General features: G+C 68.9%; 25 protein-coding genes. 14 read left to right on the top strand and 11 right to left on the bottom strand.

The window, feature by feature from the left end; translation table 11 throughout:
• Nucleotides 1-62 precede the first annotated feature (62 nt).
• Nucleotides 63-2,012: a protein kinase gene (locus tag AB0F43_RS02935; RefSeq protein WP_360469770.1), complete on the top strand. Its 1,950-nt coding sequence runs from the start codon at nt 63-65 to the stop codon at nt 2,010-2,012.
• Between the two features lie 310 nt (nt 2,013-2,322).
• Here the strand turns inward: AB0F43_RS02935 and AB0F43_RS02930 are convergent, their stop codons facing one another.
• Together AB0F43_RS02930 and AB0F43_RS02925 are read right to left on the bottom strand one after the other, a co-directional pair.
• On the bottom strand, nt 2,323-2,754 hold the full coding sequence (locus tag AB0F43_RS02930; protein ID WP_360469767.1) for a hypothetical protein: 432 nt from the start codon (nt 2,752-2,754) through the stop codon (nt 2,323-2,325).
• Nucleotides 2,751-3,287, bottom strand: coding sequence for a sigma-70 family RNA polymerase sigma factor (locus tag AB0F43_RS02925; RefSeq protein WP_360469766.1), 537 nt, complete (start codon nt 3,285-3,287; stop codon nt 2,751-2,753). Before AB0F43_RS02925 ends, AB0F43_RS02930 begins: the two co-directional genes overlap by 4 nt.
• A 184-nt stretch (nt 3,288-3,471) precedes the next feature.
• Here AB0F43_RS02925 and AB0F43_RS02920 point away from each other — a divergent pair, with 184 nt between their 5' ends.
• The 6 genes from AB0F43_RS02920 to AB0F43_RS02895 are packed head-to-tail and all read left to right on the top strand — an operon-like array spanning nt 3,472 to nt 6,068.
• Nucleotides 3,472-3,960 carry an Asp23/Gls24 family envelope stress response protein gene (locus tag AB0F43_RS02920; protein WP_360469764.1) on the top strand — a complete coding sequence of 163 codons (489 nt, stop codon included), beginning with the start codon at nt 3,472-3,474 and terminating at the stop codon, nt 3,958-3,960.
• On the top strand, nt 3,957-4,337 hold the full coding sequence (locus AB0F43_RS02915; protein WP_360469762.1) for a hypothetical protein: 381 nt from the start codon (nt 3,957-3,959) through the stop codon (nt 4,335-4,337). Before AB0F43_RS02920 ends, AB0F43_RS02915 begins: the two co-directional genes overlap by 4 nt.
• The gene (locus tag AB0F43_RS02910) at nt 4,334-4,516 is read left to right on the top strand and encodes a DUF2273 domain-containing protein (protein ID WP_360469760.1); all 183 of its coding nucleotides are present in this window, start codon (nt 4,334-4,336) and stop codon (nt 4,514-4,516) included. The genes AB0F43_RS02915 and AB0F43_RS02910 overlap by 4 nt, the downstream gene beginning before the upstream one ends.
• Before the next feature lie 13 nt (nt 4,517-4,529).
• Entirely contained in the window at nt 4,530-4,973 is a 444-nt protein-coding gene (locus AB0F43_RS02905; protein WP_360469758.1) for an Asp23/Gls24 family envelope stress response protein, read from the top strand.
• Nucleotides 4,970-5,497: a DUF6286 domain-containing protein gene (locus AB0F43_RS02900; RefSeq protein WP_360469755.1), complete on the top strand. Its 528-nt coding sequence runs from the start codon at nt 4,970-4,972 to the stop codon at nt 5,495-5,497. Before AB0F43_RS02905 ends, AB0F43_RS02900 begins: the two co-directional genes overlap by 4 nt.
• Before the next feature lies 1 nt (nt 5,498).
• Nucleotides 5,499-6,068: a hypothetical protein gene (locus tag AB0F43_RS02895; RefSeq protein WP_360469752.1), complete on the top strand. Its 570-nt coding sequence runs from the start codon at nt 5,499-5,501 to the stop codon at nt 6,066-6,068.
• Nucleotides 6,069-6,211: 143 nt separating this feature from the next.
• Here the strand turns inward: AB0F43_RS02895 and AB0F43_RS02890 are convergent, their stop codons facing one another.
• From AB0F43_RS02890 to lpdA, 3 genes are all read right to left on the bottom strand, one after another.
• Nucleotides 6,212-7,102, bottom strand: a complete 891-nt coding sequence (locus tag AB0F43_RS02890) for a TIGR01777 family oxidoreductase (protein WP_360469749.1) — start codon at nt 7,100-7,102, stop codon at nt 6,212-6,214.
• Between the two features lie 108 nt (nt 7,103-7,210).
• A complete protein-coding gene (gene sucB / locus AB0F43_RS02885; protein ID WP_360469747.1) occupies nt 7,211-9,154 on the bottom strand; it encodes a 2-oxoglutarate dehydrogenase, E2 component, dihydrolipoamide succinyltransferase in 1,944 nt (647 codons plus the stop codon).
• A gap of 140 nt (nt 9,155-9,294) precedes the next feature.
• The gene (lpdA, locus tag AB0F43_RS02880; RefSeq protein ID WP_360469744.1) at nt 9,295-10,674 is read right to left on the bottom strand and encodes a dihydrolipoyl dehydrogenase; all 1,380 of its coding nucleotides are present in this window, start codon (nt 10,672-10,674) and stop codon (nt 9,295-9,297) included.
• Between the two features lie 160 nt (nt 10,675-10,834).
• On the opposite strand from lpdA, the gene AB0F43_RS02875 reads away from it, so the two are divergent.
• Complete coding sequence (locus AB0F43_RS02875; RefSeq protein ID WP_360469742.1) at nt 10,835-11,152, top strand: hypothetical protein; 318 nt, start codon at nt 10,835-10,837, stop codon at nt 11,150-11,152.
• A 103-nt stretch (nt 11,153-11,255) separates the two neighbouring features.
• On the opposite strand, the gene AB0F43_RS02870 is transcribed toward AB0F43_RS02875, so the two are convergent.
• Nucleotides 11,256-12,752: a leucyl aminopeptidase gene (locus tag AB0F43_RS02870; RefSeq protein ID WP_360469739.1), complete on the bottom strand. Its 1,497-nt coding sequence runs from the start codon at nt 12,750-12,752 to the stop codon at nt 11,256-11,258.
• Nucleotides 12,753-12,849: 97 nt separating this feature from the next.
• Between AB0F43_RS02870 and gcvT the strand changes: the two genes are divergently transcribed.
• The 6 genes from gcvT to AB0F43_RS02840 all read left to right on the top strand — a co-directional run bounded on the left by gcvT (nt 12,850) and on the right by AB0F43_RS02840 (nt 20,738).
• Nucleotides 12,850-13,956, top strand: a complete 1,107-nt coding sequence (gene gcvT / locus AB0F43_RS02865) for a glycine cleavage system aminomethyltransferase GcvT (protein ID WP_360469737.1) — start codon at nt 12,850-12,852, stop codon at nt 13,954-13,956.
• A 633-nt stretch (nt 13,957-14,589) separates the two neighbouring features.
• Complete coding sequence (locus AB0F43_RS02860) at nt 14,590-15,597, top strand: ABC transporter permease (protein ID WP_360469735.1); 1,008 nt, start codon at nt 14,590-14,592, stop codon at nt 15,595-15,597.
• Nucleotides 15,598-15,638: 41 nt separating this feature from the next.
• Nucleotides 15,639-17,393: an ABC transporter substrate-binding protein gene (locus AB0F43_RS02855; protein WP_360469732.1), complete on the top strand. Its 1,755-nt coding sequence runs from the start codon at nt 15,639-15,641 to the stop codon at nt 17,391-17,393.
• A 99-nt stretch (nt 17,394-17,492) separates the two neighbouring features.
• Nucleotides 17,493-18,485 (top strand): ABC transporter permease, encoded by a 993-nt coding sequence (locus tag AB0F43_RS02850; protein WP_360469729.1) that lies wholly within the window; start codon nt 17,493-17,495, stop codon nt 18,483-18,485.
• Nucleotides 18,486-18,523: 38 nt separating this feature from the next.
• Nucleotides 18,524-19,666: an ABC transporter ATP-binding protein gene (locus tag AB0F43_RS02845; protein WP_360472989.1), complete on the top strand. Its 1,143-nt coding sequence runs from the start codon at nt 18,524-18,526 to the stop codon at nt 19,664-19,666.
• A gap of 19 nt (nt 19,667-19,685) precedes the next feature.
• Complete coding sequence (locus AB0F43_RS02840; protein WP_360469726.1) at nt 19,686-20,738, top strand: dipeptide ABC transporter ATP-binding protein; 1,053 nt, start codon at nt 19,686-19,688, stop codon at nt 20,736-20,738.
• A 94-nt stretch (nt 20,739-20,832) separates the two neighbouring features.
• On the opposite strand, the gene AB0F43_RS02835 is transcribed toward AB0F43_RS02840, so the two are convergent.
• The 5 genes from AB0F43_RS02835 to AB0F43_RS02815 form a co-directional block, all read right to left on the bottom strand.
• Complete coding sequence (locus AB0F43_RS02835; RefSeq protein ID WP_360469723.1) at nt 20,833-21,054, bottom strand: hypothetical protein; 222 nt, start codon at nt 21,052-21,054, stop codon at nt 20,833-20,835.
• Nucleotides 21,055-21,185: 131 nt separating this feature from the next.
• The gene (locus tag AB0F43_RS02830; RefSeq protein ID WP_360469721.1) at nt 21,186-22,376 is read right to left on the bottom strand and encodes a low temperature requirement protein A; all 1,191 of its coding nucleotides are present in this window, start codon (nt 22,374-22,376) and stop codon (nt 21,186-21,188) included.
• Between the two features lie 108 nt (nt 22,377-22,484).
• On the bottom strand, nt 22,485-23,789 hold the full coding sequence (locus AB0F43_RS02825; RefSeq protein ID WP_360469718.1) for a sugar ABC transporter permease: 1,305 nt from the start codon (nt 23,787-23,789) through the stop codon (nt 22,485-22,487).
• Nucleotides 23,786-24,619: an ATP-binding cassette domain-containing protein gene (locus tag AB0F43_RS02820; protein WP_360469715.1), complete on the bottom strand. Its 834-nt coding sequence runs from the start codon at nt 24,617-24,619 to the stop codon at nt 23,786-23,788. Before AB0F43_RS02820 ends, AB0F43_RS02825 begins: the two co-directional genes overlap by 4 nt.
• Before the next feature lie 25 nt (nt 24,620-24,644).
• Nucleotides 24,645-24,877, bottom strand: a 233-nt coding sequence (locus tag AB0F43_RS02815; RefSeq protein WP_360469712.1) for a hypothetical protein, incomplete at its 5' end; no start/stop codon positions are given.

The following is a 24,877-nucleotide window of genomic DNA, read 5'->3' as shown; positions in this document are numbered from 1 at the left end:
GCGCCGGGCTGCCTGTGGAAAACTTCCGGGGCGATCGCGGCGATTCGTGCAGTCTCTAGGGCATGGCACTCGAAGACATCGCCGGCTACAGCTTGCGCCGGAGGCTCGGGTCCGGATCGGCCGGCACCGTCTGGCTGGTTCGCGACCGCGCTTCCGGCCGCAACGCCGTGCTCAAACGCGTCCCGATCACCGCGATCTCACACCCGGAGGAGCTTCGTGAACACCTCAGCATCCTGCAACGCATCGACCATCCACACCTCGCGCGCCTCCAGGAGCTCCGCGAGACCGGCACCGAGTGGCTCCTCATCAGCCAGTACGTCGTCGCCGGCACGCTCAGCGCACTACTCGGCCGCCGCGGACCACTCACCTCCGGCGAACTCGTCACACTCCTGACCCCACTCGCCGAAGCCCTCGACTACCTCCACCGCACCGGCCTCACCCACGGCCGCGTAACCCCCGCCAACATCATGTTCGACGCCGACGGCCGCCCAGTCCTGACCGACGCCGGCCTCCACGCCCATCACGCCACCGCTCCGTCTGACGACCTGACCTCCCTCGCCACCGTCGCCCACCACGCAGGCGGCGACCCCACCGTCTTCACCCCCGGCCTCTTCTCCACCACCCACAACCTCCTCACCATCGCCACCCCAACCCCAATCAACCTCGCCTTCACCGAGGACTCCACCCCGCCCAGCGCCCCGAATACCCCACCCCGCCGCAAGCCCACGCCCACCGACGACCCGATCGAACATTCCCGCACGCCCCTGCCCCCACCTCCACCCGCACCAACCACGCCAGCATTCCTACGCCCCACCCCACCCAAACCACCCGCCCCCGCCACCCCACGATCCGCCAAACCCGCCCGCCGCAAACCCTTCCGCCCCAACCGAGCCCGCCCCTCTCCACCCCAATCCAACCCCCTCACCCGCCTCACTCCCCGTGCCCCCGCAACCGACCCGGCCATCCCCTCCACTATCGGCACACGCTCGCATCTCCCCAATGATCCGGACGCAGGTGCGGCGGCTGCGGGCACGATCCCGGGGATCGGCGCACCACGGCATCACCCGGATGATTCGGGCGCAGGCGTCCCGGCGGCGCACACGACACCAACCGTCGGCACACGCCCGCATCTCTCAAATGATCGGGGCGATGCGAGTTCTCCCGCGAGCGATGTCTGGGGCGGGGGATTCAGTCGGCCGAGTGCGACGCGCGCTGGCCGACGTCGGAGTCGGCGTCGAAGCTGGCCTCGTGCCTCGCGTCGCGGCTGGCGCCGACGGAACGCGCGCTGGAGCCGCTTCATGCGGCCGATTCACAGTGCGGGTACGTCCCAGACGCCGACAAGCAGAACACCGAGCTCAGATTCAGCCGCGAGGACCAGAGGAGGTCGACGCTACGGGTTCTGGCATCCGGCGTACGGCGTACTGGCGGCAGTCGGCGTCGGGGCGGTAGTCGTGCTCGTCCTCGGCCGGCTCACAGTCGGTGCCCTGGACAGCCCCGCCGGCACAGCAGCAGCCGCCGATCGCGCCAGACAATCACCGTCGCCAATCCCACCGTCACAGAGTCCTACGATATTCCCACCACCACCGACCACGCCAACGCAACCACCACCCACAGCGCGGGAGTGGACCCGAACGCTACAGGCGCTCGACGCCCAACGCGCACAAGCGTTCTGGACCCTCGACCTCGCGCTGCTCGACACCATCTACGTACCTGGCACCGAACCGTGGGCAGCCGATCGCGCGCTCCTGTCGACGTACCGCAAACACCAGATCCGCGTCCGGGGTCTACAGATCCGCATCGACAAAACCACCATCGAGAGCCAAACCCCGTCAACCGTTGTCCTACGCACCGTCGACCACCTGACTGCGGGTCAAGCAGTAGACCGCACCGGCACGACAACCCCGCTTCCATCCGGCACCCCCTCAACCCGCCGAATCACCCTCACCAGCACCCCGAGCACCCCGACCCGAAGCCCACCTACCTGGCGAATCACCGCCATCACCTCCGCCTGACCACCAGCCGTACGCGCTGACCGTGCGGTGCCGGGTGCTTGAGGCGATAGCCCGGTGGAGTGTTTGAGGTGGGGGCTGTCGTCGAGTGCGAGCCGGGTGCTGGACGCCTGGGTGCTGACGCCCGGCTCCTGCAGTCGCGCAGCCCGCGCCGTCGCGGGTGGACGAGTCGATCGCGGAGGACCGCAGCATCTTGTCGGATAACCAGGTCGGCGTTCTTCGAATGCTGTTGCTCGAAGCCGGGGTCAGTAGCCGTTACGGCGATTGGTAGAGCATCTGCGCACGGCTCTCATGCGGGGAGCCCGGGCCACCGTCAGTGGTCGGTGGTGAGGTCGGTGATGATGACGTCGATTCCGTCCGTGCCGAAGGGTGGATCGATTGGGCCGAGGAGGTCGGTGAAGACCCGGTAGGCGGTGGTTCGGATCTGGGCGGCGAGGTCGTGGAGGTCCTGGCCGTACACGGTAACGACATCAAGCACGGCGCCGGAGCAGGTGTCGCCGTCGATGATCAGCTGGACCCGCTCCAGTTCGCAGCGGAGTTCGGCGATGGCTTTGCGGAGCGCGCTGATCAACACGTGGTCGGTTATCAACAGCGTGGCGCCGTTGTCAGCCGCGGCGCGGATCGGGCGCGACCGCCGGGTGATGGTCCGGAGTCGTTGCTTGATGGTGGCGGAGATGTCGATCCAGCCTGGTTCGGCGTGGGTGCGGGCCGCGTGGGCGGCGCGGCTCAGAACATCGTCGGTCATCGCCAGGCCTCCAACCGGTGTTGCAGCCCGACTCGAGCGCGGGCGAGCTGACCGCGGACCACGGTGGGGGTGGTGTTCAGCACGATGGCGATCTCGGCGTAGCTCATCTGCTCGACCTCGCGGAGCAACCAGACGGACCGCTGAAGCCAGGGCAGTTCGGCCAAGGCCGCGCCGAGTGCGTCGAGCAGTCCGGCCTGGACGGCCTGCCCCGCCGGGTCCGTGCCGGGCGCGGGCAGGTCGGCGAGCGTGGTCTCCTCGACCGGGATGGCGCGTTTCTTACGGAACAGGTCGACGGCCTTGCGGCCGGTGATGGTGAACAGCCACGTCCGCAGCGGGGCGTCGCCGCGGAAGTCGGGCAGGGCTTTCCAGGCCGCGACAAAGGCATCCTGGACCACCTCCTCAGCGTCGCCCCGGTCGTTGAGCATACGGCGGGCGTAGCGGAACATCGACGGTCCGTGCCGGTCGATGATCGTGGCGAAGGCCTCGAGATCGCCTAGCGCCGCAGCGCGCCGGAGCGTGTCGTCGCCCGGCACTGCCCAGGCTTCCGCTTCGGCATGGCCAGCGCGTCGAGGAGGGGGAGTGACCCCGTTCACACAATGATTCAAACGGATCGTCGCGGGACGAGAAAGTTTCCGCGGGTCGCTGCGTGAGGTTCCGGCCGGCCGCCTCGTCCAACCAGGCGAGAGACCAGATCAGGACAGGAAAGAAGGTCAGCCGATGACCGAGACCAGGGCCAGCACAGACGCCGTGAAGACCTCCGGTGAGAAGGCAGTTGGTGCCAGCAGCGGCGGAGCGCTGGGCAGCGAGCACGGTAGGACCACTATCGCTGACACCGTGGTGTCGAAGATCGCCGGGATCGCGACCCGCGAGGTGGACGGGGTGCACAATCTCGGCGGCGGTACGGCGCGTGCGGTGGGGATGCTGCGGGAACGGATCCCGGGATCGCGGACGAACATGTCCCAGGGGGTCGGGGTCGAGGTCGGAGAGAGCCAGGCCGCGATCGATCTCGCGATCGTGGTGGAGTACGGCGTCAGCATCGCCGACCTCGCCCAAGGCATCCGGCGCAACGTGATCGAGGCGGTTGAGCGGATGACCGGGCTGGAGGTCACCGAGGTGAATATCGCCGTCAACGACATCCACCTCGAGGGCGACGACGAAGGCGACAGCGGCGAGGCCGAGGTCGTGGCGGAGCGCCGGGTCCAGTGACCCCTGCCGACGCATCCGAGCTGTCCGGGCAGATCGCCGCCGCCGCCCGGTCGGTGGAGGGTGTCGCGGACCTGCACGGTGGGATGTTCGGCGAGATCGGGACCTACCTTCCCGGCGGCCGGGTTGCCGGCATCCGGATCGCCGGCGGGCGGGTCGATGTCCACGTCACGCTCTATTGGGACTACCCCGTCCGCGCCACCGCCGACGCCGTCCGATCCGCGGTCGAGCCGTTGGTCGACCAGCCGGTATATGTGACGGTCGAAGACCTCGTGGAGCGGCGTCCAGAGGAATTCCAGCGTGCGGGTGACCCGCCCGTTGCCGGGCCGCCAGTCTCGCGCCGGTCGGGCGCTGAGCACCCCTGGAAGGAGAATTCATGAACACCTCTGTGGTTGGCCTGTTTGCCGGGCTGCTCGTCGCCGTCGCGGCCGCAGCCGGCGGGTTCATCGGCTTCCTACTCGCCCTGGTTCTGGGTGCGGCTGGTTTCGCCGTCGGCATGTTCGCCGACGGCGGATCGAAGCCCTTCGACGACTTGATGTCGCGCCGCGGGCGTGGCTGACACATCCACTGACATGAGCACCTCGGCATCGGCGGGTCCGCCGGCAGCAGTGGCGGCAGCCTCAGGCGACCTGGTGCCGAGCCGGTCCGCCGGCGTGGCTGTTGACAGCGGCCAGCGGGGCCACTTGGAGATCAGTTCCCGAGTAGTGGAACGCATCGCCGAGGTTGCCGCCCTGCGGGTGGGCGCGGTGGTGCGGCAGCCGGCTACCTTCGGCCGCAGCCTACCGAACGCCACCGCGAAGGTGGCAGGTCAACATGTCCGGCTGGACGTGGACGTCGTCGCGCGCTGGGGTCGGCCGCTGCCCGAGACCGCCGCTGCTGTCCGATCGCTGGTGGCCGAACACGTCTCCGAGCTGACCGGGCTTGTCGTCGATGCGGTCGCGGTTGACGTCGTGGCCTTCGCGACCGACCCGAGTGCGCCTGCGTTGACCGGCGCGCGAGACGAGGAAGACAGATGAACAACGGACTTGCCAAGCGGCCGGTCGGCACCGCCTCCGCCGCGCCGGTCGGGGTTTTGGCCGCGGTGGCCTGTGTCGCACTCGGTGTGGTCGGCGTCCGTGACTCTCTGCAGGCCGCCGGCGCAGTGAGCGGACCATCGTGGACCGGATGGCTGGCCGGCAAACTCGAGACCGTCCAACCGGGTGACTGGATGATCCCGGCCGGCGTCCTCGCCGTCGTTGCCGGGCTGTTGTTCCTGGTCGCAGCAGTGAAACCGCGCCGAGCCACTCACGTCGCTGTCGGCCAGGACGGCGTCTGGATCCGGCGCCGCGACATCGCCCGTCTGGCCGCCGAATCCGCGGAGTCGGTGGACTCCGTCATCTCGGCCACCGCCAAGTCCCGGCGGAGGACGGTGCAGATCACGGTCCGGGCCACTGGGGACACCGGCCGGGTCGCCACTGATCTGGATATCACCCTCGGTGAACGGCTCGCCGTCTTGTCGCCACCGCCGCGGATCCGCAGGCGGGTCGTCGAGGAGCACTGAGATGGGACGTGGAGTGGTCGCGGTGGACCGGGTGGCCGCATTCGTGCTCGGCGTCGGGCTCATCGCGCTTGGTGCCGCCGCCCTCGGATGGCGGTTCGACCTCATCCCCGACGCACCCGCGCGCTTGCGGTTCGGCTGGCTACGCGACATCACCCAGACCGCGTGGTGGCCCTGGGCAACAGGCGCTGCCGGGGTGCTCCTGGTGCTGATCGGCCTGATCTGGCTGATCAGGCACTTCCGCAGCCGCGGTGTCGGCCGGCTGCAGCTGGTGGGCAGCGACCGCACCGGGCGGCTCACCGCCGACGCGAACGCCGCCGCCACCGCGGCCGGACAGAAACTCACTCAAACCGCTGGCGTGCGCAGCTCCACCGGACGGGTGGTCTCCGACCGGGGCCAGCTCGTCGCCGAATTGAACCTCACGATCGAACCGACCGCCGACCTTGGCACGGTCCAAGCCGCGGCCGAACAGGCCAGCCACGATCTGCACCGCATCGTCGGACGCGACGACCTCCACCACCGTGTCAATCTCCACGTTGCCCGACACGAGGAAACCTCAGCCCGCGTGCGTTAGCGCCACGACCGGCGCAACCCGGACAACGTATCGATGGCGGGTTGTTTGATGACTGGCGGGTTGCAGCACGCCAGCGGTCAAACAACCCGCGAGCGGCTGAGGTTGGTCGGCGCTGTCAGTGGCTGAGGTGGCTGGGAGCGGTGTCAGTGGCTCAAAGCGGCGGAGATTGCTGATTGGGCGGTGGGGTGGTGGAAGGTGAAGGCGGTGGACTGGAGGCGGGTGGGAAGGGCTCGGTTGCTGCCGAGGAGTTCCCAGGCGAATTCGCCGAGGACGGTTTTCACCAGGAAGGCCGGGACGGGGATGAGGGCGGGGCGATGCAGGGCCGTGGCCAGGGCTTCGGTGAGTTCCTGGTTGGTGGTGGGGTTGGGGAGGGTGACGTTGACGGGGCCGCTGAGCGCGTCATGTTCGGCGACGTGGCGGACGGCTCGGAGCCAGTCGGTGAGGGAGACGACGGGGAAGTACTGAGTGCCAGGCCCGAGGCGACCGCCGAGGCCGAGGCGGAAGGGGAGGGAGAGGAGCCGGAAGGCGGGGGCGTTGCGGTCCAGGACGACGCCGGTGCGGAGGGCGGCGACGCGGCAGCCGGCGGCGCGGGCTGGTTCCAGGGCGCCTTCCCAGACGCGGACGACCTCGGCGAGGAAGCCGTCGCCGAGTTCGGAGTCCTCGGTGATTGTGCGGTCGCCGCAGTCGAGGCCGTAGCCGCCGACGCCGCTCTGCGTGATCACGACCGGCCGCTGGTCGAGTTGCGCGGCGGCCGCTGCCAAGGTGGACGTCGTACTGACGCGGCTCTCACGGAGGATCCGGCGGTACGCCGGGGTCCACGGGCGGCCGATGTTCGCGCCGGCCAGATTGACCAGGACGTCGGGGTCGCCGAGGGCGGCCGGGTCCAGGTCACCGCGGGCCGGGTCCCAGCGGACTTCGTTCGAGTCGGACGGGGTACGGCGGACCAGGCGAATGACCTGGTGTCCATTGGCGGACAGGTCGCGCGCGAGCGCCGTACCGAGGAAGCCGGAGGCGCCGGCGAGCACGTACTTCATCCTGCTTCTGCTCCTTGATCGTCCTGGCGGCGCTGTACCCGGGCGGAAAACCGAAACGGCGCCGGGCCCGTCCAGAAGTGTGGACGGACGCCGGCGCCGGATTGCGGATCAGACGTCGAACTGGGCCTCTTCGAGGCGCTGCTTGACGGCGGTCAGGTAGCGGGCCGCGTCGGCACCGTCGACCAGGCGGTGGTCGTAGGTGAGGGCCAGGTACACCATCTGCCGGATCGCGATCGTCTCGCCGAGCTCCGGGTGGGTGATGACGACCGGGCGCTTGACGACGGCGCCGGTGCCGAGCATTCCGACCTGGGGCTGGTTCAGGATCGGGGTGTCGAACAGGGCGCCGCGGCTGCCGGTGTTGGTGATGGTGAAGGTGCCGCCGGCCATCTCGTCAGGGAGCACCTTGTTGGTGCGGGTGCGCTCGGCGAGGTCGGCGATCTTCTTCGCCAGACCGGCGATGTTCAGGTCGCCGGCGTTGTGTACGACCGGGACCATCAGGCCCTTCTCCACGTCCACCGCGATGCCCAGGTGCTCGGCGGCGTGGTACGTGATCTCGCCCTTCTCCTCGTCGATCGAGGCGTTGAGCTTCGGGTACTGCTTCAGCGCGTCGACCGCGGCCTGCGCGAAGAACGGCAGGAAGGACAGCTTGACGCCCTCGCGGGCCTCGAACTCGGCCTTCTTCGCGTTCCGCAGCTTCGCGATCTCGGTGACGTCGACCTCGACCACGGTGGTCAGCTGGGCCGAGACCTTCAGCGAGTTGACCATATGGGTCGCGATCGCCTTGCGGATGCGGCTCATTTTCTCGGTGGTGCCGCGCAGGGGGCTGATCTGGGCGGGCTTGGCGGCCGGGGCGGCCGCGGCCGGTGCTGCTGCCGGGGCTGCGGCGGCGGCCTTCTGGGCCTCGGCGGCGGCGATCACGTCCTGCTTGCGGATGCGACCGCCCACGCCGGTGCCCTGTACGGCGTTGAGGTCGACCTGGTGCTCGGCCGCGAGCTTGCGAACCAGCGGGGTGACGTAGTTCGGGCCTTCGGAAACGGCGCCGTTGGGGGAGGCTTGGGCGGGGGCAGGTGCGGATGCGGCCGGAGTGGAGACGGACGGAGCCTGGGCCGTGGTGGAGGCTGCCTGCGGGGCAGGAGCCTGGGCGGCCGGGGCCTGCGGGGCGGGAGCCTGGGCTGCCGGGGCCTGCGGGGCAGGGGCCTGTGCGGCCGGGGCCTGGGCGTTCTGCGGTGCCGGGGTCTGAGCCGGAGCCTCAGCCTGGGCTGGGGCCTCGGCCTGGGCGGCGGGGGCCGACTCGGCGGGGGCCTGGGCCGGGGCGGAGGAAGCCGGGGCGGCATCGGCGGAGCCGACGATGGCCAGTTCGGCGCCGACCTCGACGGTCTCGTCCTCGGCGACCTTGATCTCCAGGAGCTTGCCGGCGACGGGCGAGGGGATCTCGGTGTCGACCTTGTCGGTGGAGACCTCCAGCAGCGGCTCGTCGACGGCTACGTCGTCGCCGACCTGCTTGAGCCAGCGCGTCACGGTGCCCTCGGTGACGCTCTCACCGAGCGCCGGGAGGGTGACCGGCGTACCGTTCGACTGGCCGCCGGCTGGAGCTGGCGACTGGGCCTGCTCCGCGGGAGCCTCCTGAGCCGGGGCCTCCTGAGCCGGGGCGACCTCCTGAGCCGGGGCAGCCTCCTGAGCCGGGGCAGCCTGGTGAGCCGGCGCGGCCTGCTCGGCCGGGGCCTCCTGCGCGGGGGCGGCCTGCTCGGCGGGGGCCTCCTGAGCCTGGGCGGACTGGTCGGCCGCAGGCTGCTGGGCGGAGCCGGAGCTTTCGCCGGCGTCGCCGATGACGGCCAGTTCGGCACCGACCTCGACGGTCTCGTCCTCGGCGGCCTTGATCTCGAGCAGGGTGCCGGCCACCGGCGAGGGGATCTCGGTGTCGACCTTGTCGGTCGAGACCTCCAGCAGGGGTTCGTCGACGGCAACCGTGTCGCCGACCTGCTTGAGCCAGCGGGTGACGGTTCCTTCGGTGACGCTCTCCCCGAGGGCCGGCAGGGATACAGAGGTCGGCATGACGGTGGTTGCTCCTTCGTCTGATCGGTCGAGTGTCAGCCTACGGTGCCGCCGGCGCGAGCGGGATCCGGGTCACAGCGGACACGCACGCCCCGACGGCCTCAAACCTACTCGGGCGGCCCAGTGGGCCGCTCGTCGTCTCAATCGTGGAAATGCAGCGGCTTCCCGGCGAGGGCCAGGTGGGCCTCGCCGAGAGCCTCGTTCTGGGTCGGGTGGGCGTGTACCAGCGGCGCGACGTCGGCCGGGTACGCCTCCCAGTTGTAGATCAGCTGGGCCTCGCCGATCAGCTCGCCGACGCGGGAGCCGACCATGTGCAGGCCGACCACGGCGCCGTCCTTGGCCCGGACCAGCTTGACGAACCCGGCGGTCTTCAGGATCTGGCTCTTCCCGTTCCCGCCGAGGTTGTAGTTCAGGATGTCGACGTCGCCGTACTTGGCCCGGGCCTGCTCCTCGGTCAGCCCGACCGACGCGACCTCCGGCTCGGAATACGTCACCCGCGGGATCCCGGCCTCGTCGATCGGCGTCGGGTTCAGCCCGGCGATGTGCTCCGCGACGAAGATGCCCTGCTGGAAGCCGCGGTGCGCGAGTTGCAGCCCGGGCACGATGTCGCCGACCGCGTACACCCCCGGCACACTGGTCTGCAGCGTCGAGTCGACGGTGACGAACCCGCGGTCGAGCGCGACCCCGGCCTCTTCGTACCCGAGGCCGGCGGTGTTCGGCCCGCGGCCGACCGCGACCAGCAGCAGCTCGGCCTCGATCACTTCGCCACCGGCGACGGTGACGCGTACCCCGGAGTCCGTCGTCGAGACAGACTCGAACGGGGTGGACGTCTTGAAGGCGATCTTCCGCTTCCGGAACGCCCGCTCCAGCGTCTTGCTGCAGTCCTCGTCCTCGGACGGGACCAGCCGCGGCAGCGCCTCGACAATGGTCACCTTGGTGCCGAACGAGGTCCACGCGCTGGCGAACTCGACGCCGATCACACCGCCGCCGAGCACCACCGCGGACTCCGGCACCCGGTCCAGCGTCAGCGCGTGCTCGCTGGCGATCACCCGGTGCCCGTCCAGCTCCAGCCCGGGCAGCGAGCGCGAGTACGAGCCGGACGCGAGCACGACGTTCTTGCCCGTGTACGTCGTACCGCCCACCTCGACAGTGGTCGGGGAAGAGAGCCGGCCCTCGCCCTCGATCACGGTGATGCCGCGGGCCTTGAGCTGACCCTTCAGACCCTTGAACAGCCGGTCGACGACGCCGTCCTTGTACTTGTTCACGCCGCCCATGTCGACACCCTCGAGTGTCGTCCGGACACCGAACTGCTCACCCTCGCGAGCGGAGTCGGCGACCTCGGCGGCGTGCAGCAGCGCCTTGGTCGGGATGCAGCCGCGGTGCAGGCAGGTGCCACCGACCTTGTCCTTCTCCACCAGGGCCACGGACAGGCCGAGGGTGGCGGCGCGTAGTGCGGCGGCGTACCCACCACTGCCGCCGCCGAGAATCACCAGGTCGTACGTCGTGCCAGTGTCAGTCACAGGTTCCTCCGTGTCCGTCGGGTCGGCGGGCGGGCCCCGGATCGCGGTTCCGGCCCGGCGTCATCTTTTCACCGATGCGGCCGGGCGCCACCCCCGGGCCGGTCGGAACCGTTACGCGGGATTTCGGCGGACAGTTGCGGCGATAGGGGACACTTGCCCCATGAAGTGGTTCGGTCGCCGGCAGAAGCCGGGCACGATGCGCCGTTCGGAAAGCCCCGACCAGGCGCACCTGCGGGAGTTCGCCCAAACCCGCCAAGGCGTTGAGGGATTCGTCGAGCCGCGCACCGCGGTCACCGACTACACCCTGCTGCTGGTCGCCATCGACGGCGAGTGGACCCGGCGACGGGTCCCCTCGGTCGAGTGGGCGCACACCTTCGCCAACAAGCTGGGCATCCCGTCGTACGACGCCGCCGTGGTCGGCTACCCGCCCCGGATGCGTGAGTACAACGCCCGGATGAAGAAGAACGGCCTGAGCTGACCGAGCTCACCCCGACCCGCCGCTGACCCTCGCAGACGGCCGGCCGGCGGGCGCGAACAAGCGGCCGACGTGAGCCAGGCGGTCAGCCTGGCCGGCGAAGTGGTCAGCCGGCCGAGGCGGCCAGTTCCACCAGCGTGCGTACGGCGTACCCGGTACCGCCGGCCGGGGTGTAGCCGTTGGCGCTGCCCTCGTTGAAGGCCGGGCCGGCCACGTCGAGGTGGACCCAGTCGATGCCGTCGGCAACGAAGTCGCCGAGGAACGCGGCCGCGGCCAGCGCGCCGCCCCACGGCTCGCCGGTGATGTTGGCCAGGTCGGCGACCTTCGAGTGCGACTTCAGCTTGTCCAGCATCTCGGCCGGGATCGGCAGCGGCCACATCGCCTCGCCGGCCGCGATCGCGGCGTCCACCACCCGGTCGCGGGCGGTGTCGGTGTTCGCGAACGCGCCGGCCACCTTGGTGCCCAGGGCAACGACGCAGGCGCCGGTCAGGGTGGCCACGTCGACGATCAGGTCCGGCTGGTCCTCGCACGCGCGGACCAGCGCGTCACCGAGGACGAGCCGGCCCTCGGCGTCGGTGTTCAGCACCTCGACGGTCGTGCCGCCGTACATGGTGAGTACGTCGGACGGCCGCGCGGCCGAGCCGGACGGCATGTTCTCGGCCATCGCGGCGTACGTGGTCACCTGCACCGGCAGGCCGAGCCGGGCGATCGCGACGGTGGCGCCGATCACCGCGGCGGCCCCGGCCATGTCGGCCTTCATGCTGACCATCCCGCTGGCGGTCTTCAGCGACAGGCCGCCGGAGTCGAAGGTGATGCCCTTGCCGACGAAGGCCAGGTGGGTGACCGGCTTCTTCGGCGTGTAGCTGATCCGGATCAGCCGCGGCGGGTTGGCCGAGCCTTGGCCGACGCCGAGGATGCCGCCGTACCCGCCCTTGGCCAGGGCCTTCTCGTCGAGCACCTCGACCTTGACGCCGTACTCCTTGCCGAGGTCGGCCGCCTGCGTAGCGAAGTCGGCCGGGTTCAGGTCCGACGGTGGGGTGTTGACCCAGTCGCGCACCTGGCGGACCGCGTCGGCGGTGACCTCGGCCCGCTCGAGCGCGGCCTTGGCCTCCTTGTTCCGGGCCAGGTCGGTCAGCACCGTCAGATTGCCCGGCTCGTCGGTGGAACCATCCGAGGACTTGTACGCCGTGAACGAGTACCGGCCGAGCAGCGCGCCCTCGGCGATCGCGCGGATGCAGTCGGCGTCCGGCGTCGGCAGGGCGAAGGCGACCGACTGGGAGGTCTTGGCGGCGCGGATGCCGGCGCCGGCCGCGGTCCGAAGGTCCTCGGTCTTCAGCGCACCGTCGGGCGCCTCGCCGAGACCGACCGCGATCAGGTTGGCCGACTTGCCCGGCTTCGGCCCGGGCACCTTGGTGACCTCGCCGGCCTTGCCGGTGGCGCCGAGACCCGACAGCACCTCCACCAGGTTCCCGCCGTATGCGGCGTTCAGCGACTCGGTGCCGGCCGGCAGGGCGACACCGCCGCCGACCTTGACCACGCCGATGACCACGGCGTCGGTCCGGACACCGGCCGCATCGGACTTGCTCAGGGTGATGGTGCTCACGAAAATCTCAGTCCTCCTTGACCGGCGGGAGACGGGCCGGTCGTGACGGTACGTGAATGCTGCCTCCGCATGCTACGCGTCGGGTAGTTTCCCCTCCATGACCGAGTCGCCTGAGTTGAAGAAGTCGCCACTGCACGAGCGCCATGTCGCCCTCGGCGCGAAGTTCGCCGAGTTCGGTGGATGGGAAATGCCGTTGGAGTACTCCGGTGTCGTCGCCGAGCACACCGCGGTGCGCACCTCCGTCGGTGTCTTCGACGTGAGTCACCTGGGCAAGGCGACGGTCAAGGGGCCGGGCGCGGCGGCGTACGTCAACTCCTGCCTGACCAACGACCTTGCCAAGATCGCTCCCGGCCAGGCGCAGTACACGTTGTGCTGCAACGAGCGTGGGGGAGTGGTCGACGACCTGATCGCCTACCTGCACGCGGATGACGACGTGTTCCTGATCCCGAACGCGGCCAACACCGCCGAGGTGGTCCGGCTGCTGCAGGCGGACGCGCCGGACGGCGTGGTGGTGACCAACACTCACGACGACTACGCGATCCTCGCCGTCCAGGGGACCAACAGCGACGAGGTGGTGAGTGCGATCGGCCTGCCGACCGGGCACGACTACATGTCGTTCGCGACCGCGGACTTCTCCGGTACGCCGGTCGTCGTCTGCCGGACCGGTTACACGGGTGAGCGCGGGTACGAGCTCGTCGTACCGAACGAGGCGGCGGTCGCCGTGTTCGACGCGCTGCTCGAGGCCGGGGCGCCGTACGAGATCGTGCCGGCCGGGCTGGGCGCGCGGGACACGCTGCGGACCGAGATGGGCTACCCGCTGCACGGCCAGGACATCTCGCCGGACATCACGCCGGTGCAGGCGCGGTCCGGCTGGGCGGTCGGCTGGAAGAAGGAGCACTTCTGGGGTGACGAGGCGCTCCGGGCGGAGAAGGAGCGAGGTCCGGCCCGGATCCTGCGCGGCCTGCGTGCCGTCGGCCGCGGCATTCCGCGCCCGCACATGACGGTGCTGGGCTCGGCCGGCACCGCGCTCGGCGAGGTCACCTCCGGCACCTTCTCGCCGACACTGAAGAAGGGCATCGCCCTGGCTCTGCTCGACGCGACGATCAAGGAAGGCGACCAGGTCGTCGTCGACATCCGCGGCCGCCGGGAGACGTTCGACGTGGTCAAGCCGCCGTTCGTCACCGTGCACGTCCGCGAGAGCTGATGACGCCGTGGGGGCGGCAGCCGTCACCACCGCCCCCACCGTCACCACTCCCAGGTCGCGCGCGCCGCGTTCTTCATCGGTCCCCATCGGTCGGCCGATGCACGCGATCCACCTGGCGCCCCGGACGAGTCCGGGGCGGTCCGCCAACGCGATCGGCCGGGCCCGGCTGAACGTCCCGCGAGGCAAACCGATGAGGCCCGCCGCATCCTCGACGAGATGATCCGCGACACCGTTGGCGGCGGCTTCGCTGGAGACTGGACCGGTTAATGAACACTGAGCGTGACCATCACTGCGAGATGGATTTGATCACGCTCTGTCAAAAGGTGGCACAAAATGGACGCTGGCGGGCCTGTGCCGACGCTTTTCGCGACTGATCGGTTGCGCAGAGTGAAAGTTCTGGGCAAATGTTCCTGTCCGGTACTCGTTCCGGTAACGATTTGTGCACTGGTTCCCAACGCCGCTGGTTTGGGGTCACGGCGTCGGGCAGGCTAGCGCGCGGCTGTGGCGGACCCGGTCGTCAACTGGATTTGACCCGAGCCCATCACCAGCCGAGGCTCTACCCGATCTACAGATCGTGGCTGGACCCCTGGACGAATCTGGCTGACAGAGCTGAACAGAGCTGACGGAGCGCGAATGAGTATCGGTTCACCCGACTCGACAGTTGGTGTCGAGGACCACCCGGCGTCGGCAGAGCCGGTTCGGGACTCCGCCGTCCCGCACGGCAAATCTCCGACCCGGATCGCGATGGACCGGCTCCGCAAGGACAAGGTCGCTGTCACCTGCGCCGCCATCGTGCTGTTCTTCATCCTGCTGGCGATCTTCGCGCCGCTGCTGGCCAAGATCGAGGGTGGCGACATCGGCACCTTCCACCCCGAACTGGTCGACGAGTACGGGTTCCCGACCATCGCGGCGAACGCCGAGCACTGGTTCGGCGTCGAGCCGAAGACCGGCCGGGACAACTTCGCCCGCTGGGTGTACGGCGCCCGCCCGTCGCTGATCGTCGCCTTCACCGCGACCGCGTTCGGCACCATCGTCGGTGTCGTGATGGGTCTGCTGGCCGGCTTCCTCGGCGGTTGGGTCGACCGGATCATCTCCTGGGTCATCGACTTCGTCCTCAGCCTGCCGTACCTGCTGTTCGCGATCGCGATGGTTCCGATCGTGGAGAGCATGCGCGGTGGGTCCTTCAACCTCTCGCCGGACGAGCAGGCGTCGACCAGGTTCTTCGTGCTGATCTTCGTGCTCTCGTTCTTCGGCTGGGCCGGCCTGGCCCGGATCATTCGCGGCGAGGTGCTGTCCCTGCGTGAGCGCGAGTTCGTGCTCGCGGCGAAGGCGATCGGGGTGCCGACCCGGCAGGTGCTGTTCAAGGAACTGCTGCCGAACCTGGTCGCGCCGATCGTGATCTCGGCGTCGCTGTCGCTGCCGGCGTACGTGACCGCCGAAGCCGGTCTGTCCTTTCTCGGTGTGGGTCTGATCGAGCCGATCCCGTCATGGGGTCAGACGATCGCCACCGCCACCAACTGGTTCAAGGCGGATCCGCTGTACCTGTGGCTCCCGGTGCTGGGCATCACAGCTTTGGTGCTGTCGCTCGCCCTGCTCGGTGACGCCGTACGCGACGCCTTCGACCCCAAGACTCGCCGGTAGCCCGGCGTTGCCCCAGCGGCAGAAAAGGAGAAACACAACACATGCAGTGGAAACGGATCACCGCTGTTGCGGCGACGGTCATGCTGGCCGCCGTGGCCTGTGGCAGCCCGTCGTCGAACAACAACACCGGCGACAACACGGGCGACGCGGGCACGGCCCAGGAGAAGGCCACCGACGCAACGCTGAAGGGCCCGGCGCCGGAGGTCGAGGGTGCCAAGAAGGGCGGCACCATCTCCGTCCTGTCCGACGTCACGCCTGACACCCTGGACCCGACGAACATCTACTTCACCGACGGAAACCAGATCGGCAAGCTGATGTACCGCGCGCTGACGCAGTACAAGCTTGACGACAAGACCCAGAAGCCGATCCTGGTTCCGGACCTCGCCGAGGACCTGGGCACCAAGTCCGCCGACGGCCTGACCTGGACGTTCAAGCTCAAGCAGGGCATCAAGTACATGGACGGTTCGCCGGTGAAGGCGGCCGACTACGCGTACGCGATCAAGCGGTCCTTCGCGCACGACCTGTACGACGCCGGCCCGACGTACCAGAACCAGTTCTTCAAGGACGGCGACAAGTACAAGGGCCCGTACGCGAGCGGCGACAACTACGCCGGCGTCGAGACCCCGGATGAGAGCACCCTGATCATCCACCTGGCGAGGAAGTTCGACGACCTGCCGTTCTACGCGGCGTTCCCGATGTTCACGCCGATCCCGAAGGCGAAGGACACCAAGAAGAGCTACGACCTGAAGCCGATGGCGACCGGTCCGTACATGGTGGACTCGTACAACCCGGGCACGCAGCTGAAGCTGAAGAAGAACCCGAACTGGGACCCGAACACCGACCCGGTGCGGCACCAGTACCCGGACGCCTGGGACTTCAAGTTCGGTCAGGACACCCTGAAGGTGCAGCGCCAGGTGCTGGCCAGCTCGGGTCCGGACGCGAACGCGATGAACTACTCCGACCTGGACGCCAGCCTCATCCCTGAGGTCAAGGACAAGAGCCAGATCGTCACCGGTCCGCAGCCGTGCACCACGGTCTGGGGCCTGGACACCCGGAAGATCCCGATGGAGGTCCGGCAGCTGATCGCCAAGGGCTACCCGTTCGACACCTGGCGCAAGGTGGCCGGCCTGACCCCGGAGAGCGCGATCCCGGCTTCGACGATCCTGCCGCCGGCCGTTCCCGGCTACGAGAAGTACGAGCTGCCGGGTCTGACCGGTAAGGGCAAGGGCGCGGAGGACCCGGCGGTCGCCGAGGAGATCAAGGCGAAGCTGAAGGAACTCGGCAAGGAGAACTTCGAGCTCAGCTGGTACTACTCCAACGACGACAAGATCGCCACTCAGGTCAACCAGCTGCGGACCCAGGTCTTCACCGCCGCGGGCTTCAAGGTCAAGGCGATCGGTGTGCCGAAGGCCAAGATCCGCACCATGCGGAACGACCCGGCTGCTCCGGTCAACATCGGTCAGGGCCCGTCGGGTTGGTGCTCGGACTGGCCGTCCGGCACCAGCTGGTACGCCGTTCTGTTCCGGTCCGACGCGGTCGAGCTGAGCAACAGCATCGGCATGCTGCAGGACAAGACCCTGGACGCCGAGATCGACCGCGTCGGAGCGCTCAGCCCGGATGAGCAGCTCAAGGAGTGGATGAAGGTCGACAAGCAGATCCTGGAGAAGTACCTGCCGCTGATCCCGCTGTACTACAGCGCCAGCTACTACCCGATCGGCAAGAACCTCGGTCACGTCGTCAACGACCCGACCCAGGGCCTGCCGGAGTTCACCTCGATGTACCTGAAGCAGCCCTGATCCGGACTGCCGCAGTACCTAGCAGTCTGATCATCTGATGGTGGGGTGGTGACCGGACCTCGGTTCGGTCACCACCCCGATCGGTGAGGAGAAACCCTCGTGCTCTACTTCGTGGCGCGCCGGCTGGTGAGCGCGCTCAGCGTCGTGCTGGTCACGCTGATCGCGACCTTCACGTTGTTCTTCGTCGCCCCGACCGACCCGGCCGCGGCGATCTGTGGTGATCGCAACTGCACAACAGAGCGATACAACGAGATCAAGGAAAATCTGCACCTCGACCGGCCCAAGGTGCAGCAGTTCGCCGAGTACACGGCGGGCATCGTCGCCGGGCGGACCTTCGAGACGGCCGGCGTGAAGCAGCATTGCAGCGTGCCCTGCCTGGGTTACTCCTTCAAGAACGACCGGCCGGTCACCGACATGCTGAAGGACCGGCTGCCGGTCACGGTCTCGCTGGTCGCCGGGTATGCGGTGATGGTTCTCACCATTGGTGTCTTCGTGGGCTCGATGGCTGCGAAGAGACGCGGCACCCTGGGCGACCGCGCGCTGATGAGCAGCACGCTGATCCTGAGCTCGGTGCCGTACTACATCGTCGCTTTGATGGTCTCGCTGTACCTGACGATCCTGTACCCGATCCTGCCGCGCGGTGGTTACACGCCGTTCTCGGACAATCCGGGGGCCTGGTTCGCCGGCCTGCTGACACCCTGGCTGGTGCTCGGCGTCTACAACTGCACGCAGTACGCCCGGTACTCGCGCGGCTCGATGGTGGAGGCGCTGAGCGAGGACTACATCCGGACCGCCCGGGCCAAGGGCCTGTCGGACCGCCAGGTGACGTACAAGCACGCGCTGCGCTCCGGGATGATCCCGGTCATCACGATCTTCGGCCTCGACATCGCCGGCAGCCTGGCCGGCGCGATCTTCACCGAACGGATCTTCGACCTGCCGGGGCTGGGGAACCTCGTGCTGGAGAGCCTGAACAACTACGACCTGCCGGTGATCATGGGCACCGTCCTGGTCGCCTCGGCCATCCTCGTCGCGATGAACTTCCTCGTCGACATCGGCTACAGCCTGATCGACCCGCGGGTGAGGCTCTCGTGACCACACCAGCCAACGAGGGGAAGGACCTCCAGGAAACCATGGCCGGAACAGGTGCGCCCACGCCGGAAGCAGCCGCCGGTGCGACGACTGCCGAGAGCAGGCGTGGTCCGTCGATCGCGACCCGCGAGCGCCGGCAGGGATCGATCAATCCCAGTGGCGAGACGCCGTACCTGGTGGTCAAGGACCTGACCGTGAAGTTCCCGACCGCCGACGGCCTGGTCAGCGCGGTGAACGGGCTGAGCTACTCCGTTCCGCTCGGCCGCACGCTGGCGATCGTGGGTGAGTCCGGCTCCGGCAAGTCGGTGTCGAGTATGGCCGTGATGGGCCTGCACGACCGCAAGCGGACCCAGATCACCGGCTCGATCACGCTCGGCGGCGACGAGATCGTCGGCCTGTCCGAGAACGACCTGATGAAGGTCCGCGGCGACGCCGTCGCGATGGTCTTCCAGGACCCGCAGTCCTCCCTGCACCCGCTCTACCCGGTCGGCAACCAGATCGTGGAGGCGTACCGGGTGCACCACAAGGTCAGCAAGGACGTCGCGAAGAAGCGCGCCCTGGAGATGCTTGACCTGGTCGGCATCCCGAACCCGCAGCGCCGCTTCTCGCAGTACCCGCACGAGTTCTCCGGCGGCATGCGGCAGCGCGCGATGATCGCGATGGGCCTGGTCAACGACCCGAAGCTGGTCATCGCCGACGAGCCGACCACAGCGCTCGACGTGACCGTGCAGGCGCAGATCCTGGACCTGCTGAACAACCTGCAGAAGGAGTTCGGCTCCGCGATCGTGCTGATCACCCACGACCTGGGCGTGGTCGCCGAGATGGCCGACGACGTGCTGGTGATGTACGCCGGCCGCTGCGTCGAGTACGGCACCGCCGAGGACGTGCTGGCCCGGCCGCGGATGCCGTACACCTGGGGCCTGCTCGAGTCGATCCCGACCGTGTCGGCGGCGAGTGAGCGGCTGCGCCCGATCAAGGGCCTGCCGCCGAGCCTGCTGAACCTGCCCACCGGCTGTTCCTTCAACCCGCGCTGCCCGTACAAGGACCGGGTGAAGGGCGAGCGCTGCACCACCGATCTGCCCGAGCTGCTGCCGGTCGACGGCGCCGGTGCCCACACGTCCCGTTGCCACCTGCACGACAAGGCCTCGATCTACGAGGCCGAGGTCGAGCCGAGACTGGGCTGACAGGGGGCTGAGGAGAGAGATGAGCGACAACGTGCGCACGGTCGACACCGCCGCGGGGACCCCGCTGCTCGAGGTCCGCGACCTGAAGATGCACTTCCCGATCAAGGAAGCCGCCGGCCTGGGCCGGACCAAGAAGGTCGTCCAGGCCGTCGACGGGGTGAGTTTCGACCTGAAGGCCGGCGAGAGCCTGGGCCTGGTCGGCGAGTCCGGCTGCGGCAAGTCGACCACCGGGCGGATGATCACCCGGCTGCTGACCCCGACCGCCGGTCAGATCCGGTTCAAGGGCACCGACATCGCGCAGCTGAAGGAGCGGGACCTGCGTCCGTTCCGTCGCCAGCTGCAGATCGTCTTCCAGGACCCGTACAGCTCGCTGAACCCCCGGCAGACGGTCAGCAACATCATCAGTACGCCGCTGCGCGTGCACAACCTGGTCAAGCGGGGCAAGGAGCTCGACCGGGTCCAGGAGCTGCTGGAGCGGGTCGGCCTCAACCCCGAGCACCACAACCGCTACCCGAACGAGTTCTCCGGCGGCCAGCGGCAGCGCATCGGGATCGCCCGGGCGCTCGCCGTGGAGCCCGAGGTGATCATCGCCGACGAACCGGTGTCCGCGCTGGACGTGTCCATCCAGGCCCAGGTGATGAACCTGCTGGAGGACCTGCGCCGCGACCTCGGGATCGCGTTCGTGTTCATCGCCCACGACCTCGGCGTGGTCCGGCACTTCTGTGACCAGGTCGCGGTGATGTACCTGGGCAAGATCGTCGAGCAAGGGCCGCGCGAGCAGATCTACGGCGCTCCGCAGCACCCGTACACGCAGGCGCTGCTGTCCGCCGCTCCCGACCTCGGCACGATCCGGGGCGTTCCGCCGAAGGAGCGGATCCGGCTGGTCGGCGACGTACCTTCGCCGATCGACCCGCCGAGCGGCTGCCGCTTCCGGACCCGCTGCTGGAAGGCGGAGGACATCTGCGCCACCCAGGAGCCCCCGCTCGAGCCCAAGCCGCAGTCCACCCCGGGCCACACCGCCGCCTGTCACTTCGCGGAGCCCAAGGCGGACCTGACCGCCGCCACCGCCTGACATACCTCGTCAAGAACTGCTCCCCGGTAGTCGGGACTGATGAACTCAGTTCCAGCTACCGGGGAGCAGTTTTATGTCTACGCGCAGGTCCGGGTCAGAGGGTCCTGCCGCCGCCCTTGCCGGGGGTGGGACGGAACCGGGTGTCCGCCGCGTCCTCGAACCGGCCCTCGCTGAGTGCGGACTTGGCCGCCTCCATGGTCTCCGGCGAGCCGTCAGTCCCGACCGCCTGGTCGACGATCCGCTTCTCCTGCGCCGCGTAGGCTCCTACGCCGTCAAACGCGGCCCGCCACGCTTCGTTGTCCCTCTCGTTAGCCACTGCTTCCCTTTCCACGCTGCGATACGGCCCCGATACGGCCGTCGTTCTGAGCCCGCCATGCTGGCACGGCAGCGGGACCAGGCCGGGGTATGCCTAGTGCAGTGTTGGGTAGGTCACACTGGGCTCCTCGCTCATGCGTGCTGTTCGCCGTGTTTGAGTTGGTCGCGTTCCTGTGCGAAGCGGACCGACTCGAACGCGACCAGCCCGGCCAGCAGGGCAGCGAGTACGCCGAGTTGCCCGAGCGCCGGCACCTTCGCCACCAGCGGTACGGCGACCAGCGCGAGACCAGCCGTGATCAGCCGGGAAACCCCGACCTTGTGCATCGTCCGCCACTTGAAGCCGACGTGGCCGAGCAGGTAAATCACGACCCCGCCGAACAGCGCATACAGGCCAATGCCCTTCAGTGGGTCGTCGAGGTGGTGATGCTCGGTGTCACCGACGTACTCGAGCACCTTCTTCAGGCCGAGGGCGAGCAGGATGATCCCCGCCATCATCGGGAAATGCCAGAAGGTGTACGCGTCCCGGGCGAGTGCCGTCCGGGTCTCCTCCGGTTCGGAAGCCAGCGCGTGCTCGCCATAGTGCACGGTCGCGTCGAAATAGATCCACCACATGGCGGACGACACAGCCAGGCCGAGCACGGACGCGATCAGGATCGGCCAGGAGATCGGCAGATCGGTGACACCGACGCCGATGGCCACGATCGACTCGCCGAGCGCGATGATGACGATCAGTCCGTGCCGTTCGGCGAAGTGCGAGGCGGAGTGAAACCGCCAGCCGTGCGCGTCGATCAGGTACGTGCCGCCGTAGTCCACCGCCAGCGCGGCCGCCCACAGCACCGTCTGAGTGCGGCCGTCGTACTGCGAAGCGACCACCAGCAGCGCGCTGGCGCCGAGCATCGACCCGGCGAAGCGGATCAGAGTACGGCGCAACTGCTGGTCTCCCTCGGCGATCAGCCAGAAGAGCACCAGGTGCAGCGTGCGGAAAGCGAAGTAGGCACCGGCGATCACCACCGGCCCGGGCAGACCACCCGGAAGGTCGCCGAACGCCTCCGGGATGGCCAGGGCGATCAGGAACATCGCGGCCATCGCGGCCAGCATCACGCCACGGACAGCGCCCTCGTCGGCCTTGACCAGGTTGCACAACCAGGAGAAGCCGATCCAGCTCCACCACAGCAAGCCGGTCAGCAACAGACCGCGCAGTACGCCGTGCCAGCTCAGATCGTGTGCCATCAGTGCGGTGATCTGCGTCAGCGCGAACACGAACACCAGATCGAAGAACAACTCCAGCGGAGTGACCGTGTGTCGCTCACCGGTTTTCGCCACCCTGATGGGCCTTCTGGACATCATGTCGCACATCCTGCCACCCGATTGGGCTGCGGATTGGAACGGCGGGCCCCCACCTGGTCAGGGTCAGGGGAGGGCCCGCCGGCTCTAGGCCCGCCCGTGGGCCTGGCGGCTGCGGCGGCTGAGGGAGTCGATGGTGACGGCGATCAGCAGGACGCCGGCGGTCACCATGTAGCGGACGCTGGAGTCGAGACTGAGCAGGGCGAGGCCGTTGGAGATCGACATGATCACCAGGGCACCGAGGAGAGCGGAGTACGCCGAACCACGGCCGCCGAACAGGCTGGTACCGCCGATCACGGCCGCGGCGATCGCGTTCAGATTGGTGTCGGCGCCGCCGCTGCTCTGGTTCACCGCGACCAGCCGGGCGGCGGCGAGCAGACCGCCGACGGCGGCGAAGGTGGAGCAGGCCGCGAACACGGACAGGTAGATCATCCGGACGTTGATACCGGCCCGCCGGGCGGCCTCCACGTTGCCACCGACCGCGACGACGGACCGCCCCCAGCGCGTACGCCGGATGGCGAGATCGGTGGCCACCACCAGCCCGAGGAACAGCAGGAACATCGACGACACCCCGCGGTCGCCGTTCAGGATGATCACCGGGATGAGCAGGACGACGGCGAGTGCACCGGCCTTGACCGCGATGATCGAGTTGGGTGCCGCCGACAACCCGGCCGCGATGCGGGCGCCTCTGCCGCGCAGCCGGGTCAGCACGTACACCGCGACGACCACCGCGACCAGCCCGTAGGCCAGCGCGGGGGAGAGGAAGCTGCGGGTGGCGAAACCGACGAGCGCGGAGTCGAAGGGCAGGTTCAGCGAACCCTCCTTGCCGAGCACCAGCAGCTGAAGACCGAGGAAGCCGAGCAGACCGGCCAGCGTGATGACGAAACTCGGTACGCCGAACCGCGTGTAGAGCGCGCCGTAGAACAAGCCGATCACCAGGCCGAGCACGACGCCGGCCAGCAGCGACAACGCGAGCGGCCAGCCCTGATTGACGAACGTGACCCCGAGTACGGCGGCCGACAGGCCACTGACCGAACCGACCGACAGGTCGATCTCACCCAGCAGCAGGACCAGGACGATGCCGATGGCAATCACCCCGACCGAGGTGGTCTGCAGGGTCAGGTTGACCAGGTTGCGGCTGGACAGGAACGAGCCGTTCGCGATCTGGAAGACCGCCCAGATGATGATCAGGCCGACCACCACCGGTACCGAGCCGAGGTCGCCGGAGCGGAGCCGGGCGGTGAAGGCCGAAACGGCGCCGCTGACGCCGTGGCTGGCGATCAGCCGCTCGTCCTGCAGGTCGGCCGGCAGCTCGGCGTTCGTGCCGTTCCCGTTCCCGGTGGCCGGGCGTGGGGTGTCCTGCGGCCGGACCTCTGATCCGTGCAGCGTCATGATGCGGTCCCCTCCTCACGGGTCCGGCGCGCTGCGCGCTCGGAGACCGCGTTGTCCGTCGCGCCGGTGATGGCGGCGATGATGTCCTGCGTCTTGGTCTCGCTGACCACGAAGACGCCGTTGTTGCGGCCCAGACGCAGTACGGCGACCCGGTCGGCCACCGCCATCACGTCGGCCATGTTGTGGCTGATCAGGATCACCGCGAGACCCCGCTCGCGCAGCCGCTCGACCAGGTTGAGGACCTCGGCGGTCTGAGCCACGCCGAGGGCCGCGGTCGGCTCGTCCAGCATCACCACTTTGGGCTGGCCGAGCAGTGAACGGGCGATCGCGACGGTCTGCCGCTGCCCGCCGGACAGGCTGGCCACCGGGATCCGGACCGACGGGATCTTCGCCGACAGCTGGCGGAGCAGCTCCCAGGACGAGCGTTCCATCTCGACCTCGTCGAGCACCCGGCCCCTGCGCAGCTCGCGGCCGAGGTACAGGTTCGCGACCACGTCGAGGTTGTCGCACAGGGCCAGGTCCTGGAAGACCGTGGCGATCCCGAGCTGCTGCGCCTCGGCCGGACTGCCGACCCGTACCTCCCGGCCGTCGAACACCATCGAGCCGTCGTCCGCGGTGTAGACGCCGGCGATCGTCTTCACCAGCGTCGACTTGCCGGCGCCGTTGTCGCCGACCAGGGCCATCACCTCACCGGCGCGAACGTCCAGCTCGATGTTCTTCAGGGCCTGGACCGCGCCGAAGCGCTTGGAGATGCCCCGCAGGGACAGCACCGTGGCGGTGCCGACCGGGGCGGGGGCGGGGGTGGGGCCAACTGATGGTGTGACAGTCACTCGATCAGCCTCCTGGGCTTTGTGTTCAGGCCATGATCCCGGCGAGCCGGCGCCCGGGACACCCTTCCGTGGTTCCGGAACCTGGGCCGCCGATCGGCTCCGGGACCCGGGGTGTCCGGTATGGCGGACGGGCTTCGGTGCGGGCGTCGTACCGGAGCTGACCCGGCTCGACAACGTGGCCGTCCTGGTCGATCCCGCCGCCCGGCGAGCGGCTCTGACGTGACCGGCGGCGTCGCGAACCGGCATCCGTCAGTCGGG

It is taken from the genome of Kribbella sp. NPDC023972 (assembly GCF_040639075.1).
GTDB lineage: Bacteria > Actinomycetota > Actinomycetes > Propionibacteriales > Kribbellaceae > Kribbella.
Note: the sequence above shows the minus strand (reverse complement) of the source record. Positions and strands in the feature narration are given on the sequence as shown.